The organism is Mumia zhuanghuii (assembly GCF_042681565.1).
In the GTDB taxonomy this organism is placed as follows: domain Bacteria; phylum Actinomycetota; class Actinomycetes; order Propionibacteriales; family Nocardioidaceae; genus Mumia.
The window spans coordinates 279,380-295,647 of sequence record NZ_JBHUFT010000002.1; the positions used below are offsets into that span (position 1 = coordinate 279,380).

Sequence of the window (16,268 nt, forward strand, 5' to 3'; positions counted from 1 at the left end):
GAGGGCCACATCGCCCCGGCAGGCCGAAGCGTGATTCCTACGCAGCAGGCTTGAGCAGCCTGCGCAAGGACCGCGAGAGTAGGCCGGGACGTGTCCGGATCCGTTGCCACGGACGCCGCACGTAGGCCGTCGCGAGGGCGGTGCTCGAAACGCCGTCGAGGCCGAGTCGTACGGGCAGACGTCCCGACACCGTCGCCGCGACCGCTCTCACCGAGGGGACCTTCCCAGTGACGTCCAGCGAGGCGGGCACCTCGGTGCCCCCGACAACGATGCTCAGCGCGGCGGCGTCGGGGTCGCGGAGATGGAGGTGAGGGAGATCGACGCTTACGGTGAGGTGGTGGCCGCGTCCCGACACGGCCACCGTTCCGGCGACGTCGTCGAGCAGTCGACGCGTCGCGCCGATGAACAGGGCGAGCCGGCCCTGCTCGTCGTTGACTGGGCGTACGGCGAGGCCGTCGACAAGCGCCGGCGGCGGTGCGGGAGCCTCGAGGCGCCGGCGGCTGGAGTACCCCAGCGCGCGTGTCCGCAGCAGCATCGTCCACCGCCCGGGCGCGAGCGGGGACCCGAGTGCTGCGGTGCCGGGATCGAGCCAAAGCGTTCCCGACGTCACGAGCTCGGTGACCCCATCCCGCTCGGTCGGTTGTAGCCGGAGGCGACCCGGAACGCTCCACTCCGTGCCGACCGTGGCCTGGCGGACGTACAGCTCCACGTCTGCATCCGAGAGGAAGGGGACGACGTCGTGCCGCCTGTCCACGTCGTCGGGCAGATAGAGCGCCTCGCCGCCGGCGACCAGGGCGAGTGCGGAGCCCGTGGCGTCGGCGAGCGTTCCCGTGACGGCGAGGCCGAGACGACCACCCGACCAGATGACCTCGGCGTCGTCGACACGAAGGTGAACGCCTCGGTCGACGTCGGCCAGTGCGACGAGCCCGTCCGCGTCGCCCGCTCGCAGCAGCGCGGCCCGTCGCGCGAGGACGGGCTCGAGACCGTCGTCGAGCGCTGCCGGGATCCGCTTGGCGGCGAGGTCGCCGATGATCCTGATCGCTTCGTCGCGGTACTCAGGGGTCCACTGATCGAACCAGTACGGCCCGAGGCGCTTGAGCATCCGCGTGGAGTACCAGAACTGGACGAGACGGGCACGCTTGGAGCGCTCGATCGGTGCCTGCTCGAGGACGTCGAGCACCTCGGCGAGGCTGTGGAAGTAGACGTCGAGGTCCCCGAGCGAGTCGGAGTTGTTGCTGCCGTCGGGGTAGATGACCCAGCGGTAGCACGGATAGCTCGCGAGGACCGCGACGCGATCGGTCAGGGAGTAGACGTGGGCGAGGAAGACATGGTCCTCCAGCCGCCGCCTGCCCTCGGGGAAGCGGATGCCGTGCTCGCGCAGGAAGGAGGTCCGGAAGAGCTTGTGCGGCGTGATGATAGCCAGCACGTGGTCGTCGAACAGGCCAGCACGGTCGTGGTCGGCGAGGAACGCCTCCGCGCCGATCGTCGCTGCCCCAGCGCGCACCTCCTTGCCGACGACCACGTCCGCGGTGGCCCGGTCCGCAACGGCGACCATGCGCTCCAGCGCTTCGGGGAAGAGCTCGTCGTCGTGGTCAGCGAAGAAGACATAGCGCCCGCGTGCAAGATCCATCCCGACGTTGCGCGGGCGTCCCGGCCATCCGGAGTTGGGGATCCGCTCGATCTGTAGGTTCTTCAGATGTCTGGCCGCCTCGACGAGCCGCTCCCAGGTGTCGTCGGTGGAGCCGTCGTCGACTATCACGATTTCGAACCGATCGGGAGGCAGCGACTGCGCGGTCAGGGAGTCGAGGAGGGGGGCGAGCTTGGGTCCCGTGTTGTAACTCGCAACGACCACGCTCACGTCGATCGACATCGTTTCCTCTCGCGCCGCGGCCTAACAGGAAGCGCCCCGATGGCACTCCCGGGTTCTACCCTAGTCGCGTGAACCTCGGAGCCGGAATGGTGCGCCGTCGTGCGTCCCGCACGCTCGGCCTCCTCCACGGCTGGTGGCGTGAGCACGCTGCCCCGCGCCCCGACGGCCTGCCTAGCGCGCTCGTCCTGTACGGCTTCCCCGTGCTCGTGCTCGTTGTGTTCGCGGTCGCGGTGGTGCTGGGGATCTCGGGGAGCTCGACCGGGATGTGGTGGCGACTGTTCGGGGAGGGCCCCGACCCGGACCTGATCGCGGGTGATCCGCGCGCGATCCGCAGCGACGAGTGGCTCGTCCAGGGCAGCTGGTTGCTCTCGCAGACCAGCCAGGGGTTCCCGGCGACAAACCACGTGTTCCCGGGAGGGATGGACGCGACCGTGATGAACGACGCGCCGTCGTGGGATTGGTCGACCGCGTTCCGTCCGCACCTGTGGGGATCTCTGGTGCTCGGCGTCGACCAGGGCATGGCGTGGCGCTGGTGGCTCCCGGCCTTCGCGCTGCTGGTCGCCGTCCATGCCTTCGTCGTCTCGATGCTTCCACGACAGGCGCTGCTCGGACCTCTCCTTGCGCTCGCCGTGCTATTTCAGCCGCTCGTCCAATGGTGGTGGCTGCCCGTGACGACACTCGCCGTCTCCTTCGCGTTCGCCGCGATGGTCGCGGTCGTGTGGGGGCAGCGCTCCGCGACCCTCACCGGTGTCGTCATCCCGGCGGCGCTTGCGGGTCTCAGCGCCGTCGCCGTGGCGATGAGTATCTACGTTCCGTACATCCTCGCGGTGGCCTACCCGGCATTGGCGTTCGCAGTCGGGTACTGGATGTACGAGTGGCGGGTGACGGGCACGGCGCTGCGGCGCGTGGCCCGACGCGCGATGCCGCTCGTCGGTGCCGCGCTCGTAGTGGTCGCGGTGATGGGCTTGTGGGTGTGGACGCGTCGCGACACGGTCGAGGCGCTGCTCACCACGGTCTATCCCGGGAACCGCCTGACTCCGACCGGCAGGGCAGACCTCGACTACCTCGTCGGTCTGCTCAGCGGCCCGTTCCAGGCGTCCCTCGCGGACGGGCGCTTCGAGGGTCTCGGGACCAACCAGTCCACGTCGTCGGTGGTCCTGTTGCTTAGCTTCTACCTGACGGTCCCGCTCATCTGGGTCGCGTGGGCACAGTGGCGCGGCCGCCGCGTCGTCGACTGGCTGGTGGTGGCGATTGTCGCGGTGCACGTCCTCGTGGTCGCGTTCCTGTTCCTGCCCGGGTGGGACGCGGTAGCGAAGATTCTTCTTCTCGATCGCGCACAGTTCGTGCGCATGCGGGCGGCGTTTCTTCCGTTGCTGGTGGTGGCGGTCGTCGTGCTCGCGGCGCGGCTCGGCAAGCTCGACCGAAGGGCGCCGTGGTGGGCGGCGACAGCCGCGGGTGCCACGGTCGTCCTTCCCACGGCGTGGGTGTGGGACAGGCTGGACGCGGCGGGATCGCCCGTGGTGCCGTCGACGAGCGCGCTTGTCGTCACAGCCGTGCTCACCCTCGCGGTAGTTCTGGTCTGCCTTCAATGCACGCGGGCCGGTGCGGTCCTCGTCCTCGTGGCGTCAGCCGTGATCGGCGCCGGCGTGAACCCGCTGTACCGCGGGGTGTTCGACCTGCGTGACGACACGGTGTCCGGCCGCGCTGTCGAGGAGATCGCTGCCCGCGACCCGCAGGGAGCGTGGGTGGGGGTGGGCTCACCGACGGCGATGGCGACCGTCTTCGCTGCGGGGGTCCGCGGCTACAGCGGCGTCCAGACCTACCCGTCGCGGGTGATGTGGAGTCAGATCGACCCGATGGCCTCGAACCAGCAGGCGTGGAACCGCCTCGCGCACATGCACTGGTCGAAGGGGCGCGGTGAACCTGACCCGCACCAACCCGCGCCCGAGCGGGTAGATGTCATCGCGATGACGCTCGACCCGTGTGGTCGATTCGCGCAGCGGTACGTCCGCTACGTACTTGCTGACAACGTACCGATGCGCGGCCGGTGCGTGGAGGAGCTCGGCGCCTACGCCCAAGGGAGGATGCGCCAGTGGATCTACCGGGTCGTCCCGTACCCCCGGCCGCGTCAGGCGACCGGCGTTGACCGTTCGCGCGAGGCGAACACCCATCGGCGGTAGGCCAGGGCGTTGAGGGGAAGCAGCACCAGCGTGGTGATGAGCTTGCCGCCGAGGAGCGCGGCGCCGCTGTCGCCCAGGAGGTGCTCCAGAGCCGCGGCGAACGCCGGGACCAACAGTGCGACCGCGACGGTGTTCGCGCCGAACAGCGCCATGTAGCGGATGATCTCGCCTGTGTCCGTGGGGGCACCGCCGCCGCGGAACACCGCACGGTTCATGAAGAAGTTGACGACACCCCCGGTCGCGAAGCCGAAGACGGCCGCGAGCGGGATCGCGACGCCGAGACCTCGGCCCAGGCCCCACAGGACGGCGGTGTCCACTAGCCAGCCGAAACCGCCGGCCGTTGCGACACCGGCGACCATCCCGAGCCGGGTGCGCCGCAGGTCGTCTAGGACACGCGATAAATCCAATATCCCGTCCCTTCGTTTCGTACGCGTGCCGCCCCGGTCAGACAGTCAGCCGAGAGCCGGCGGTCCGCGACAACCCAGCCAGGGTCGACCTGGTCGTGGACGACCGGATCGCAGAGGTCGACCGCGAGCCGCATGACGGCGCCTCTGAGCTGCGAGATCGTAACGTCCGTGCCCGGCGGAGCCGGCTCCCAGAGGTACTGCGCGTAGTTGTTCCACAACCGCTCATCGGCAGGCGCGAGGCGGTTCATGAGATCGGTATCAGGGTACGGCGTCGTGCCTGAGACGCTCTGCAGACCCGCAGCTCGGACGATCGCCACCGTGTCCAGCCCGCCTACCACGGCTACTCGCGGGTTCGTCTCGGCCGCCCCGAGGCGGTCGAGTGTCCTCGCCAGCGGGTGCGCGGTGAGCGGAGCGGTCCCTAGCTGGAGAGGGTTCACGATGATCCAGCTGGTGACGGTGTAGGCGGCAAGAAGGGCGGCCGCGGCCGCTGTCCGTCGTGCGGTGACCACAGCCATGAGCGCGCCGCCGAGGAGGGCCCCGCTGACGACCACCTCGAGGGCCGGCGCGAGCGTGTCGTCCCACGGCAGCGCGCGGGCCGACCACGACGCCGTGACGCCGGTGCCGGCCGCGGCAACCGCGACCACGGCCCAGCGGACGCGCGCCGAGAGGCGGGTATCGCCGGCCGCGACCGCGACCAGGAGAACCTGTGCGAACCCGAGCGCGAGCGCCGTCCTCGTCGGCTGGACCCGGTTGAGGGCCGTCACCTGGCCAAGCAGGTCGGGCAGCGGCAGGAACGTCCAGGCCAGGAGAAGCCCGATCGCGGCGAGCAGCAGCACGAGCGTCCAGTGCGCCGGTGCTGCATGGCCGGAGAGCCCGCCGACGGTGGAGTCCTCCGCAGTTGGCGGCCGCAGTCGGTGCCTGCGGACCGTCTCGACGAGCACGACCAGGGCGATCACGACGACGACAGGGACGGAGAACCAGCTCGAGGCCGACTCGGAGAGGTTTGCCCAGGGCCCACCTCGGCCGTCCGCGCCGAGCGTCGCCCCGGCATCGCCAGCGAGCCAGAAGTTCAGCGGTGCGTCGAGCAGCACCGAAAGTGAGCCGGAGCCGGCTTCGGTGATCCGCTGTCCTGGGTAGTAGGTACCGATTGTTGCGCTGATAGCGTCGCGGTTCTGCACGAGCCAGGTGAGCAGCGGGACACCTGCCACGGTCGCGGTCACTCCCAGCAACGCGACGACGTGACGCGCGCCTATGCGCTCGTCGATCACACGACCGAGGACCACGGCGCCGACCACCCAGACCAGCGGTACCTGCCACGGCGGGTAGAGGGCAAGCGCGAATCCGGCACCGGCCAGCCCCGCGAGAGCCGCGTACGTGATCCGCCAGGACTGGGTGCGGGCGCGCACCGCCAGCAGGAACAGGCCCCCCGCGAGCGCTCCGTACCCGACGAAGAGTGACGGGGGCGGAGCAGTCCACCACGCCGCGTACGGGGTGAACGTGGCAGCGATCGCAGTGAGCGCTGAGAGCGCGATCCGCCGGGTCAGGGTCAGGAAGAGCACGTACGAGCCGGCGAGCCCGATGGCGAACGACCACCACCAGCTCCACGCGAACCCCCGGTCCGCTCCGAGGAGGAGGTAGCCCCAGTCCTGTGGCTTCAACATAGTCGACCAGTCACGCGTCGGTCCGCCGTGGGCCGTCGCGGCCTGGTTGATCGGAGCAAGACCGATCCAAGGCGCCCTCGGGAAGTCCTGCTTGACCGAGGAGATCGCGATCGGCGTCCTGAGCCGGTACTCGTCGCTGCGCACCGGACGGGGCTCTCCGAGGATCAGGCCCGGCGGGTCGTCGTCCCCGGACAGCACGGCCATGGATGACCCATTGACGTTGGCCGCGACGAGCAGCAGCAGCGTCAGGCCGACCAGGAGAGGGAAGGCGAGGACTCTCGTCCGGGCCCTGCGATAGGAGCGCGCCGCCGGCGCTGAGCTCATTGCGCAGCGCCCTCGTCGTGCTCGACGCGCTCGCGCAAGATGGCGAGCTCCTCGACGAGTCTCTGGAGGCGCTGCTCGACCCGAGACAGTTCGACGCTGAGCTGGAGGGCGATCAGCAGCAGCAGGGATGCGCCCACGGTGAAGAGGAAGTTCGCCGGGACCGCGAACCCGAAGAGCTCCGACACCCATGCAAGGAAACCTGGGATCACCGCGACGACGACCAGGACCACCCCGACGCCCAGCCACAGGGCTGCGTACTTGAGCAGGAGGCGCCGTCGTACGACCAACTGAAGCACAGCCACCGCGATGGCGATCGCCGCGACCGCGCCGAAGACGGTGCTCGTCATGCGTCGGCCTTTCGTCGGATCAGGCGGGGTAGCGACAGGACGAGCATGGTGACGACACGTGCGAGGTAGATCGTCGAACTCAGTGGGTCCTGACTCGGAATGCCGCCCTGGCGCTCTCGCATGGAGACCCCCACCTGCACGACGCGCAGGTGGTGGCGCTGGGCGATGATCAGCGCCTCGACGGTGTCGCCGAGGTACTCGGGAGGGAGCTCCCGGCTGAGGACGCCCACGGCACGGGGGCCGAACGCCCGGAACCCCGACGTGACGTCGGTCAAGCGTGTGCGGTGCAGTCGCGACATGGTGAACGCGAGCAGACCCATGGCCCACTTTCGTGGACCTCGCACGCGGTAGTCGCCTGCTCCCGCAAACCGCGCGCCGATGACGATGTCGGCGTCGCCGAGGTGCTTGACCAGCAGCTCGATCGCCTCGGGCGGATGCTGTCCGTCGGCGTCGCACTGGACGACCGCGTCCGCGCGGCAGCGTGACGCGACCAGCAGCCCGGTACGGAGCGCCGCGCCGACCCCGGAGTTGTAGGGGAGCCGTATGACCCTGGCGCCGTGTGCACGTGCCACCTCCGCTGATGCGTCGGTCGAGCCGTCGTCGACGACGAGGAGTTCAGCCGTCGGAGCCACCGTGCTCAACTCGGCGAGGACACCAGGGAGCGCCTCCTGCTCGTTGTAGGTGGGCAGCACCACGAGCAGCCTCGGCTGTGTTGTGTGCGTCATACGTACTCTTCCGGTTCGTCTGGTTCGTCTGGTTCGTGTGGCATCACGAGGAGGGTAAGGCGTCAACCACCTGTCGTGCTGCCCCTCGCGCAGGCCAGCCACCCTCCTCGCGTTCGCTGTCGGCGAACATTGCCCTCCGTGGTGTTCGCCCTGCGTGAACACAGGAAGCCTGAAGGCCCGCGATCCCTTGTAATCAGGGAAATCCCAGGTGCTCGCGCGTGCCGCCGACGTTGGCAGCCACGACTAGCATGGAACGGACTGAGGGGCCCGACCTGGAGAAGGGTCTCGGATCAAGGGGAGTTGCATGTTCGAGAGGTTCACCGACCGCGCCCGTCGTGTTGTCGTGCTCGCCCAAGAAGAGGCGCGCATGCTCAGCCACAACTACATCGGCACCGAGCACATCCTTCTTGGTCTCATCCACGAGGGTGAGGGTGTCGCGGCCAAGGCGCTGGAGAACCTCGGCATCTCGCTCGAGGCGGTCCGCGAGCAGGTCGAGGAGATCATCGGCCAGGGCCAGCAGGCGCCGAGCGGCCACATCCCGTTCACCCCGCGTGCCAAGAAGGTCCTCGAGCTCAGCCTCCGCGAGGCGCTCCAGCTCGGCCACAGCTACATCGGCACCGAGCACATCCTGCTCGGCCTGATCCGCGAGGGCGAGGGCGTCGCCGCCCAGGTCCTCGTCAAGCTCGGCGCCGACCTCAACCGAGTGCGCCAGCAGGTCATCCAGCTGCTGTCGGGCTACCAGGGCAAGGAGACCGCGTCCGCCGGGGCTCCTGCCGGCGAGTCCGCGCCGAGCAGCTCACTTGTCCTCGACCAGTTTGGTCGCAACCTCACGCAGGCTGCCCGCGAGGGCAAGCTCGACCCGGTCATCGGGCGTGAGAAGGAGATCGAGCGCGTGATGCAGGTGCTCTCGCGCCGCACCAAGAACAACCCGGTGCTCATCGGTGAGCCCGGCGTCGGCAAGACGACGGTCGTCGAAGGCCTCGCGCAGGATATCGTCCGCGGCGACGTCCCCGAGACGCTCCGCGACAAGCAGATCTACACTCTCGACCTCGGCGCGCTGGTCGCCGGCTCGCGCTATCGCGGTGACTTCGAGGAGCGCCTCAAGAAGGTCCTCAAGGAGATCCGCACCCGCGGCGACATCGTGCTGTTCATCGACGAGATCCACACGCTCGTCGGTGCCGGCGCGGCCGAGGGTGCGATCGACGCCGCCAGCATCCTCAAGCCGATGCTGGCCCGTGGTGAGCTGCAGACCATTGGCGCGACCACGCTCGACGAGTACCGCAAGCACTTCGAGAAGGACGCTGCGCTGGAGCGTCGCTTCCAGCCGATCCAGGTCGCCGAGCCGTCGATCGCGCACACGATCGAGATGCTCAAGGGCCTGCGTGACCGCTACGAGGCGCACCACCGCGTGACGATCACCGACGAGGCTCTGGTCTCGGCCGCGACGCTCGCCGACCGCTACATCTCCGACCGGTTCCTCCCCGACAAGGCCATCGACCTCGTCGACGAGGCCGGCTCGCGGCTGCGCATCCGCCGGATGACCGCACCGCCGGACCTGCGCGACTTCGACGACAAGATCGCCGACGTGCGCCGCCGCAAGGAGAACGCGATCGACGTCCAGGACTTCGAGTCCGCAGCGTCCCTGCGCAACGAGGAGCGCGAGCTCCTGGCCGCCAAGACCGACCGCGAGAAGCAGTGGCGCGCCGGTGACATGGACGAGGTGGCCGAGGTCGATGAGGAGCTCATTGCCGAGGTCCTCGCGCTCGCGACCGGCATCCCGATCGTCAAGCTCTCCGAGGAGGAGTCGACCCGGCTGCTCAACATGGAGTCCGAGCTGCACAAGCGGGTCATCGGTCAGGAAGAGGCCATCAAGGCCCTGTCGCGGGCGATCCGCCGTACGCGTGCCGGCCTCAAGGATCCGCGTCGCCCCGGCGGCTCGTTCATCTTCGCCGGGCCCTCGGGTGTCGGCAAGACCTGGCTGTCCAAGGCGCTCGCCAACTTCCTGTTCGGCGACGACGACGCGCTCATCCAGCTCGACATGAGCGAGTTCTCCGAGAAGCACACCGTCTCGCGGCTGTTCGGCTCGCCTCCCGGCTACGTCGGCTACGAAGAGGGTGGCCAGCTCACCGAGAAGGTGCGCCGCAAGCCGTTCTCGGTCGTGCTGTTCGACGAGGTCGAGAAGGCCCACCCGGACATCTTCAACTCGCTCCTGCAGATCCTGGAGGAGGGTCGACTGACCGACTCACAGGGTCGGGTCATCGACTTCAAGAACACCGTCATCATCATGACGACCAACCTGGGCACGCGAGACATCGCGAAGGGCGTCAACCTCGGCTTCAGCCAGGCCAGCGACGTCCAGGGCTCGTACGACAAGATGAAGGCCAAGGTGTCGGAGGAGCTCAAGCAGCACTTCCGTCCCGAGTTCCTCAACCGTGTCGACGAGATCGTGGTGTTCCCGCCGCTGACGCAGGACGAGATCGTCGACATGGTCGACATGATGCTCGACTCGGTCGAGAAGCGGCTCAAGGACAAGGACATGGCGCTCGAGCTCACGCCGGCCGCCAAGCACCTCCTCGCCTCGCGCGGCTTCGACCCGGTGCTCGGTGCCCGTCCGCTTCGCCGGACGGTCCAGCGCGAGATCGAGGACACCCTCGCCGAGAAGCTGCTCTTCGGGGAGGTCCGTCCCGGCCAGATCGTGCTGGTCGACGTCGAGGGCGAAGGCCCCGCCGCGACCTTCACCTTCAAGGGGGAGGCCAAGGCCGAGCTGCCTGACACGCCTCTCGAGGCAACGGCGGGCAGTGGCAACGGCGGCACCAACGGTGGCACCGCAGCCGCCGGCTGACCGACGTCACGACGACCGAAGGGGACCCCGTACGGGGTCCCCTTCGACGTCTCCGGGGTGCGCTGAGACGCGTGGTAGCGTGAGCCACCGCCCCTGCAGACGACTGGCGCCGCGCGCGCCGAGGTGGATTCTCGTGCCTGATCCCGCGACCCCGACCGGCTCACGACTCGTGATCATCCTGGGGCCCGGTCGGAGCGGGACGAGCTCGATGGCGGGCACGCTCGCGCGGTTGGGTCTTCACGTCCCGAAGCCCGAGGTCCCGCCCAACAAGAGCAACCCTCGCGGCTTCTACGAGCCACAGTGGGTCATCGACTTCCACAAAGAGGTCCTCGACGCCGCCAGTGTCCGCACGCTCGACCTCGCCCCCGACGCTCCGGCTCGCGTCGACGCGGTGGTTCGCAGCGGCGACTACGCCCAGCGCCTGCGCACGTGGCTCGCCGATGCCCTGACCCAGTCGCAGCAGATCATCGTGAAGGACCCGCGGACCGTCCTCCTCTCGCGTCTGTGGCTCGAGACGGCCGAGGATCTCGGGATCACGCCGGGCTTCGTGACGATGATGCGGCACCCGGCGGAGGTCTCCGCGAGCCGCACCATGCACTACACGAAGTCGACCGACGACGACCGCCGCCGTGCCTTGGCCGTCCGCCAGATCGGGGGCTGGGTCAACATCGCCCTCGAGTCGGAGCGGGTGACCCGAGGGGCCCACAGGGTGGTCGTCCGCTACACCGACCTGCTCGAGGACTGGCGAGGCCAGGCCGAGCGCGTACGCCGCGGCCTCGACCTCACGTACGAGCCGGACCTGACGACCGAGCCGCACCCGGTCGACGAGTTCCTCGATGCAGGGCTTCGGCGCAACGTCGTCGACTGGTCGGGGCTCGAGATCCCCGCCGCGCTGGTGGAGCTCGGCGAGGGAGTGTGGCAGGCGTACGCAGCGCTCAGTGCCGCCCCCGGTGACCAGGAGGCCCTCACACCCGACCTCGACGACACCTTCGACGCGCTCGGCGCGGCGTACGCCGCCCAGCACGAGGAGGCTGTCGCCTTCGCCGCGGACCACTATCGCCGCGAGCGGGAGGCCGCGGTCGCCCGCGCACGGCGTCGGTCGGGCCGCGAGAGCGGACTGCGCTCGGTCGCGCGGCGCATCCGTCCTCCGCGGGCGAGCTGAGCTCAGCCGGGCAGACCGTAGACGTCGTCGTCGACCAGGGCCACGAGTCCGTCGTCCAGCAGGCCGTCGAGCGCGCGTTCGCGTTGGGTGGGGTCGTCCCAGACGGCGCGCAGGACCTCACCACCCACGGGCACGTCGGACTCGCGCAGCACGGCGAGCAGACGCCCGCGGCACTGACGGTCCGTGCCTGCATAGGTCTGCACCCGCCGCGCCGGACCCTCGTACGCCGGCCGCCCGGCATCGAACCAGTGGCACCGCGCGCGGATCGGGCAGTCCCCGCACCGCGGCGAACGTGCCGTGCAGACGAGCGCGCCGAGCTCCATCAGTCCGATCGACCAGGTCGCCGCCGTCGAGCGGTCGTCCGGCAGCGCATCCGCCGCGCGTACACGCTCGGCGGCGGTGAGGGCGGGGGAGGGGAGCGCCGACCCGTCGAGGACCCGTGCGAGCACCCGCCGAACGTTCGTGTCGAGCACCGCGTGCCGGTGCCCGTACGCGAACACGGCGACTGCGGCGGCGGTGTACTCACCGACGCCGGGCAGGGCGCGGAGCGTGTCGAGATCCTCGGGGACGACCCCGTCGTGCCGGTCGCGGACCGCGGTGGCGGCAGCATGCAGGCGCAGCGCCCGGCGGGGATAGCCGAGGCGTCCCCAGGCCCGGACCGCCTCGCCGCTCGGCTCGGCGGCCAGCGCCGACGGTGTCGGCCATCGGTCCACCCACTGCTCGTAGACGGGGGCGACCCGCTCCACGGGCGTCTGCTGGAGCATGACCTCGGAGACGAGCACGTGCCAGGCGGTCGTGGACCTGCGGCGCCACGGCAGCTCACGGGCGTGCGTGGCGTACCAGGCGACGACGGCGGTGTGGAGTGAGGAGGAGCTCGGGGCGACCATGGCGAGTCGATCCTGCCACGGCCGTGGTGACGGTTAGCGTGTGGGCGTGAGCTCGGTGATGCGGCCTTCGGGCAAGCTGCCCCCCGGTGTCTACTGGCGTCGACGGATCGTCGTGGCCGTCGTCGTGCTGCTGGTCGTCTGGTTGGTCTCGCGGGTCGTCGGCGGAGGCGACGACGCAGACGCGAAGGCCCCGAAGTCGCCCGCCAGCCCCTCGGCGACGCCGAGCGGGCCCGCGCCGACCACGCCGCCGCCCACACCGCGCAGCCGCAAGGCAAAGGACGTCGAGGTCGGGGTCCGGCTCGGTACGGTCAGCGGGTCCTGCGCCCCTGCCTCGGTCCAGGTCGTCCCGTCGGTCGCCGCCGGGACGCTGGCGGGTCGGGCGATCCCCGTGACCTTGCGGGTCGTCACGTCGGCGAAGGAGCCGTGCACGGTCCGGATCGACCCGACGACCTTCGTCCTTGAGGTGCGTGACTCCGACGGACAGGTCTGGGACACCCAGACCTGTGACCGGATCCGGGGTCTGACGGTCGATGTCCACCCCACCTGGGCGACGGTGGTGGACGTTCCGTGGAGCGGGCGGGCCGACGGTGACGGGTGCGACAAGGAGGGCGCATTCGTGAAGCCCGGAGCGTACGAGGCGAAGGCCGCGCTTCTCGGCGGTGAGCCGGCGATCGGCGAGTTCACGCTCGCCGCGCCTCCGACGCCCACGCCCACACCCACACCCACGCCGCCACCGACGACGAAGCCGACAGCGCCGGCGGCCACGGGCAAGCCCAGCACGAGCCCGTCGACGGCACAGACCCCGTGACGCAGTCCCCGTGAGCGCCCGCGGGGCTGTCGGTCAGACGTAGCGCTCGAGGATGCTCGCCTCGGCGAGGCGTGACAGACCCTCGCGGACACTGCGGGCGCGGAGCTCGCCGACACCCTCGACGGCCTGAAGGTCCTCGATGCTCGCAGCGAGGAGCTTCTGGAGCGTGCCGAAGTGCTCGACCAGACGCTCGATGACGCTGTTGGGGAGCCGGGGGACCTTGGCGAGCAGCCGGTAGCCCCGAGGAGACACCGCCGACTCCAGGTGCTCGCCGGTGCCGAGGCCGAGTGCGCGGGCGATCGCGGCCAGGTCGACGAGGTCGGTGGAGACGATCTCGGAGAGGTCGGCGAGGACCTCGGCCGGGGGCTTGCCCCGACGGCCAGCAGGGGCGTAGTCGCGGACGATCAGCTCGCGCTCGCTCTCCACACCGGTCACGAGCTCGTCGAGCTGGAGCGAGAGGAGGCGTCCGTCCGTCCCGAGCTCGAGCACGTAGTCCTCGATCTCGACGGCGATCCGGGTCACCATCTCGAGCCGTTGTGCGACCGCTGCGACGTCACGCACGGTCACCAGGTCTTCGATCTCGAGCGCCGAGAGTGCGCCGGAGACCTCGTCGAGGCGCAGCTTGTAGCGCTCGAGCGTGGCGAGCGCCTGGTTGGCGCGGCCGAGGATCGCGCCGGCCTCCTCGAGCACGCGGCGGTTGCCTTCGACGTACAGCGCGATGATGTGCATCGACGCCGACACCGAGATGACGGGGACGTTGGTCTGCCTCGCCACCCGGTCGGCCGTGCGGTGCCGGGTGCCGGTCTCGTGCGTGGGGATCGACGGGTCGGGCATGAGGTGGACCCCCGCCTGGAGGATCCGGGTCGCGCCCTTGTCGAGGATGATCGCGCCGTCCATCTTGGCGAGCTCCCGCAGAGCGGTCGGCGTGAACGGCACGTCGAGCACGAAGCCGCCCGTCGACAGGGCGTCGATGTCCTTGTCCTGGCCGAAGACGATCAGTGCGCCGGTGCGTCCTCGAAGGATGCGCTCGAGGCCTTCGCGCAGTGCCGTTCCTGGGGCCACCGAGGCGAGCGTCGCCCGCAGGATCGGCGGCGTGCCGCCCGCTCGATCGTTGATCGACACAGTTCCCCCGCGAGATTGGTTCAATGACTGCGATCAGTGTAGTGGCTGGTCCCCGCACCGACGCCGAGCTCGCGGAGCGCGCCTGCGAGGTCGTCGACCGCGACGACGGACAACCCAGGGACCTTGCGTGCGTCGGGCGTCGCGTCGGCGCCGTCGCGCGGCACGATCGCGCGCCGGAACCCGAGGCGGGCGGCCTCGCGCAGGCGATGCCCCAGGTGGGTCACCCGCCGGACCTCGCCGGCCAGCCCGACCTCGCCGAGCGCGACGAGATCGCTGGGGACGATCGTGTCGGTGGCCGCCGAGGCGACGGCGATGGCGGTCGCGAGGTCAGCGGAGGGTTCGCTGAGCCGTGCCCCGCCCACCGTCGCCGCATAGACGTCGCTGCGCCCGAGGACGAGGCCGCAGCGACGCGACAGCACCGCGAGGATCATCGCCATCCGCGAGCTGTCGAGCCCGCTCGTCGCGCGGCGAGGCTGGGGGAGCTCGGTGGCGGACACGAGCGACTGGACCTCGGCGAGCAGGGGGCGCCTGCCCTCCATCGTCACCGTGATGCAGGTGCCGGCAACCGGCTGGTGGTGGCGCGAGACGAACAGGCCCGTCGGGTCGGGGACCTCGACGATGCCTTCCTCGGACAGGTCGAAGCAGCCGATCTCGTCGACCGGGCCGAAGCGGTTCTTGACGGCACGGAGCAGCCGGAGCCGGGTGTTGCGGTCGCCCTCGAACTGGAGGACCACGTCGACGAGGTGCTCGAGCACGCGGGGACCGGCGATCGAGCCGTCCTTGGTGACGTGGCCGACGAGGACGGTCGGGATGTTGCGGGACTTGGCGACCTGGATGAGTGTCGAGGCGACCTCGCGGACCTGGGTGACACCGCCAGGCACACCGTCGATGCTGCTCGAGCCGATGGTCTGGACGGAGTCGAGAACCAGCAGCGAGGGCTTCACCTCGTCGATGTGGGCGAGGACGGCGCCGAGATCGGTCTCGCTGGCGAGGTAGAGGCTGTCGTGGACGGCCCGCGTACGGTCGGCGCGCAGGCGGATCTGAGCGGTCGACTCCTCGCCGGAGATATAGAGAGTGGTCGCAAGCCCACGGGCCCAGCGCGCGGCCACCTCGAGGAGGAGCGTCGACTTGCCGACGCCGGGCTCACCCGCGAGCAGCACCACCGCCCCCGGGACGAAGCCGCCCCCGAGGACGCGGTCGAGCTCGGCGATGCCGCTGGGACGCGAGCGCGACGACTCGACGTCGATCTGCCCGATCGGGCGCGCGGCTCGGGTGACGGACGTCGGCGTGGTGCGTGCGGTGGCAGGGCCTCCGGTCTCGTCGACCGTGCCCCACGTCTGGCACTCGCCACATCGGCCGACCCACTTCGTGCTCGTCCACCCGCACTCGCTGCACCGGAACGTCGTCGCGCTTCTCGCCATGACGGACACGCTAGGCGAGAGGGGTGACAGGTCGGCAGCGGCTCGCCCGACCTGTGGATCAGAGCCGGCCGCGCCAGGACCGCGCGCTGACGTCTTCGCGGCGCGTCTCGAGGTGGGCGCGGACGGCGGCGTAGATCGGCAGCCACGTCGACGGGACGAGCAACAGCACCGCGCCGATCAGCGGTGGCACGGCGTCGGCGGCCGCGTGGGTGCCGCCCTCGCTGACGAGCAGCCCGGCGGTGAGCACCGCGATCAGCCCGGGGAGATAGCCCCACAGCGCGGGACGCAGCTTGCCCGTCTGGCGCATCAGCGCCAGTGATCCGGCGAAGCAGCACAGCGCCACGACCGCGGCCATGACCGCCGCCGCGTCGTAGCCCGCCGCTCCGGCGCTCTGCGTGACCAGCAGGTTGATCCCCACGACCCCCAGCAATACCGTGGCGGCCATCGACACCACGACGGTTGCGACTGCGCCCAGGTGGCCGGTGATTCCGAGGACACTGCTCATGCTCTCC

At 70.2% G+C, this 16,268-nt stretch carries 13 protein-coding genes; 4 read left to right on the forward strand and 9 right to left on the reverse strand.

From position 1 onward, the window contains the following. Positions 1-37: 37 nt before the first annotated feature. Positions 38-1,870, reverse strand: coding sequence for a glycosyltransferase family 2 protein (locus tag ACFSDF_RS04500; RefSeq protein ID WP_377156399.1), 1,833 nt, complete (start codon positions 1,868-1,870; stop codon positions 38-40). Between the two features lie 68 nt (positions 1,871-1,938). On the opposite strand from ACFSDF_RS04500, the gene ACFSDF_RS04505 reads away from it, so the two are divergent. Beyond that, entirely contained in the window at positions 1,939-4,050 is a 2,112-nt protein-coding gene (locus tag ACFSDF_RS04505; protein WP_377156401.1) for a DUF7657 domain-containing protein, read from the forward strand. Here the strand turns inward: ACFSDF_RS04505 and ACFSDF_RS04510 are convergent. Genes ACFSDF_RS04510 through ACFSDF_RS04525 form a run of 4 tightly spaced genes read right to left on the reverse strand, consistent with a single transcriptional unit; the run spans position 3,999 to position 7,514 of the window. Next, complete coding sequence (locus tag ACFSDF_RS04510) at positions 3,999-4,457, reverse strand: GtrA family protein (protein ID WP_377156403.1); 459 nt, start codon at positions 4,455-4,457, stop codon at positions 3,999-4,001. The two genes, ACFSDF_RS04505 and ACFSDF_RS04510, sit on opposite strands and share 52 nt — an antisense overlap. Then, positions 4,436-6,442 carry a DUF7657 domain-containing protein gene (locus ACFSDF_RS04515; RefSeq protein ID WP_377156405.1) on the reverse strand — a complete coding sequence of 669 codons (2,007 nt, stop codon included), beginning with the start codon at positions 6,440-6,442 and terminating at the stop codon, positions 4,436-4,438. The genes ACFSDF_RS04510 and ACFSDF_RS04515 overlap by 22 nt, the downstream gene beginning before the upstream one ends. Then, a complete protein-coding gene (locus ACFSDF_RS04520) occupies positions 6,439-6,789 on the reverse strand; it encodes a DUF2304 domain-containing protein (protein ID WP_377156407.1) in 351 nt (116 codons plus the stop codon). Before ACFSDF_RS04520 ends, ACFSDF_RS04515 begins: the two co-directional genes overlap by 4 nt. Beyond that, the gene (locus ACFSDF_RS04525) at positions 6,786-7,514 is read right to left on the reverse strand and encodes a glycosyltransferase family 2 protein (protein ID WP_377156409.1); all 729 of its coding nucleotides are present in this window, start codon (positions 7,512-7,514) and stop codon (positions 6,786-6,788) included. Before ACFSDF_RS04525 ends, ACFSDF_RS04520 begins: the two co-directional genes overlap by 4 nt. A gap of 304 nt (positions 7,515-7,818) precedes the next feature. Here ACFSDF_RS04525 and ACFSDF_RS04530 point away from each other — a divergent pair, with 304 nt between their 5' ends. Together ACFSDF_RS04530 and ACFSDF_RS04535 are read left to right on the forward strand one after the other, a co-directional pair. Continuing rightward, complete coding sequence (locus tag ACFSDF_RS04530) at positions 7,819-10,356, forward strand: ATP-dependent Clp protease ATP-binding subunit (RefSeq protein ID WP_167006130.1); 2,538 nt, start codon at positions 7,819-7,821, stop codon at positions 10,354-10,356. 133 nt (positions 10,357-10,489) lie between these two features. Then, complete coding sequence (locus ACFSDF_RS04535) at positions 10,490-11,518, forward strand: sulfotransferase family protein (RefSeq protein WP_167006127.1); 1,029 nt, start codon at positions 10,490-10,492, stop codon at positions 11,516-11,518. Between the two features lie 2 nt (positions 11,519-11,520). Here ACFSDF_RS04535 and ACFSDF_RS04540 read toward each other — a convergent pair whose 3' ends face one another. Next, complete coding sequence (locus tag ACFSDF_RS04540) at positions 11,521-12,405, reverse strand: HhH-GPD family protein (protein ID WP_377156411.1); 885 nt, start codon at positions 12,403-12,405, stop codon at positions 11,521-11,523. 46 nt (positions 12,406-12,451) lie between these two features. On the opposite strand from ACFSDF_RS04540, the gene ACFSDF_RS04545 reads away from it, so the two are divergent. After that, positions 12,452-13,213, forward strand: coding sequence for a hypothetical protein (locus ACFSDF_RS04545; RefSeq protein ID WP_377156413.1), 762 nt, complete (start codon positions 12,452-12,454; stop codon positions 13,211-13,213). 33 nt (positions 13,214-13,246) lie between these two features. Here ACFSDF_RS04545 and disA read toward each other — a convergent pair whose 3' ends face one another. The 3 genes from disA to ACFSDF_RS04560 are packed head-to-tail and all read right to left on the reverse strand — an operon-like array spanning position 13,247 to position 16,261. Further along, positions 13,247-14,335: a DNA integrity scanning diadenylate cyclase DisA gene (gene disA / locus ACFSDF_RS04550; protein WP_167006117.1), complete on the reverse strand. Its 1,089-nt coding sequence runs from the start codon at positions 14,333-14,335 to the stop codon at positions 13,247-13,249. Positions 14,336-14,355: 20 nt separating this feature from the next. Beyond that, entirely contained in the window at positions 14,356-15,756 is a 1,401-nt protein-coding gene (gene radA / locus ACFSDF_RS04555) for a DNA repair protein RadA (protein WP_377156416.1), read from the reverse strand. A 58-nt stretch (positions 15,757-15,814) separates the two neighbouring features. Further along, a complete protein-coding gene (locus ACFSDF_RS04560; protein WP_167006111.1) occupies positions 15,815-16,261 on the reverse strand; it encodes a hypothetical protein in 447 nt (148 codons plus the stop codon). Between the last annotated feature and the right edge of the window lie 7 nt (positions 16,262-16,268).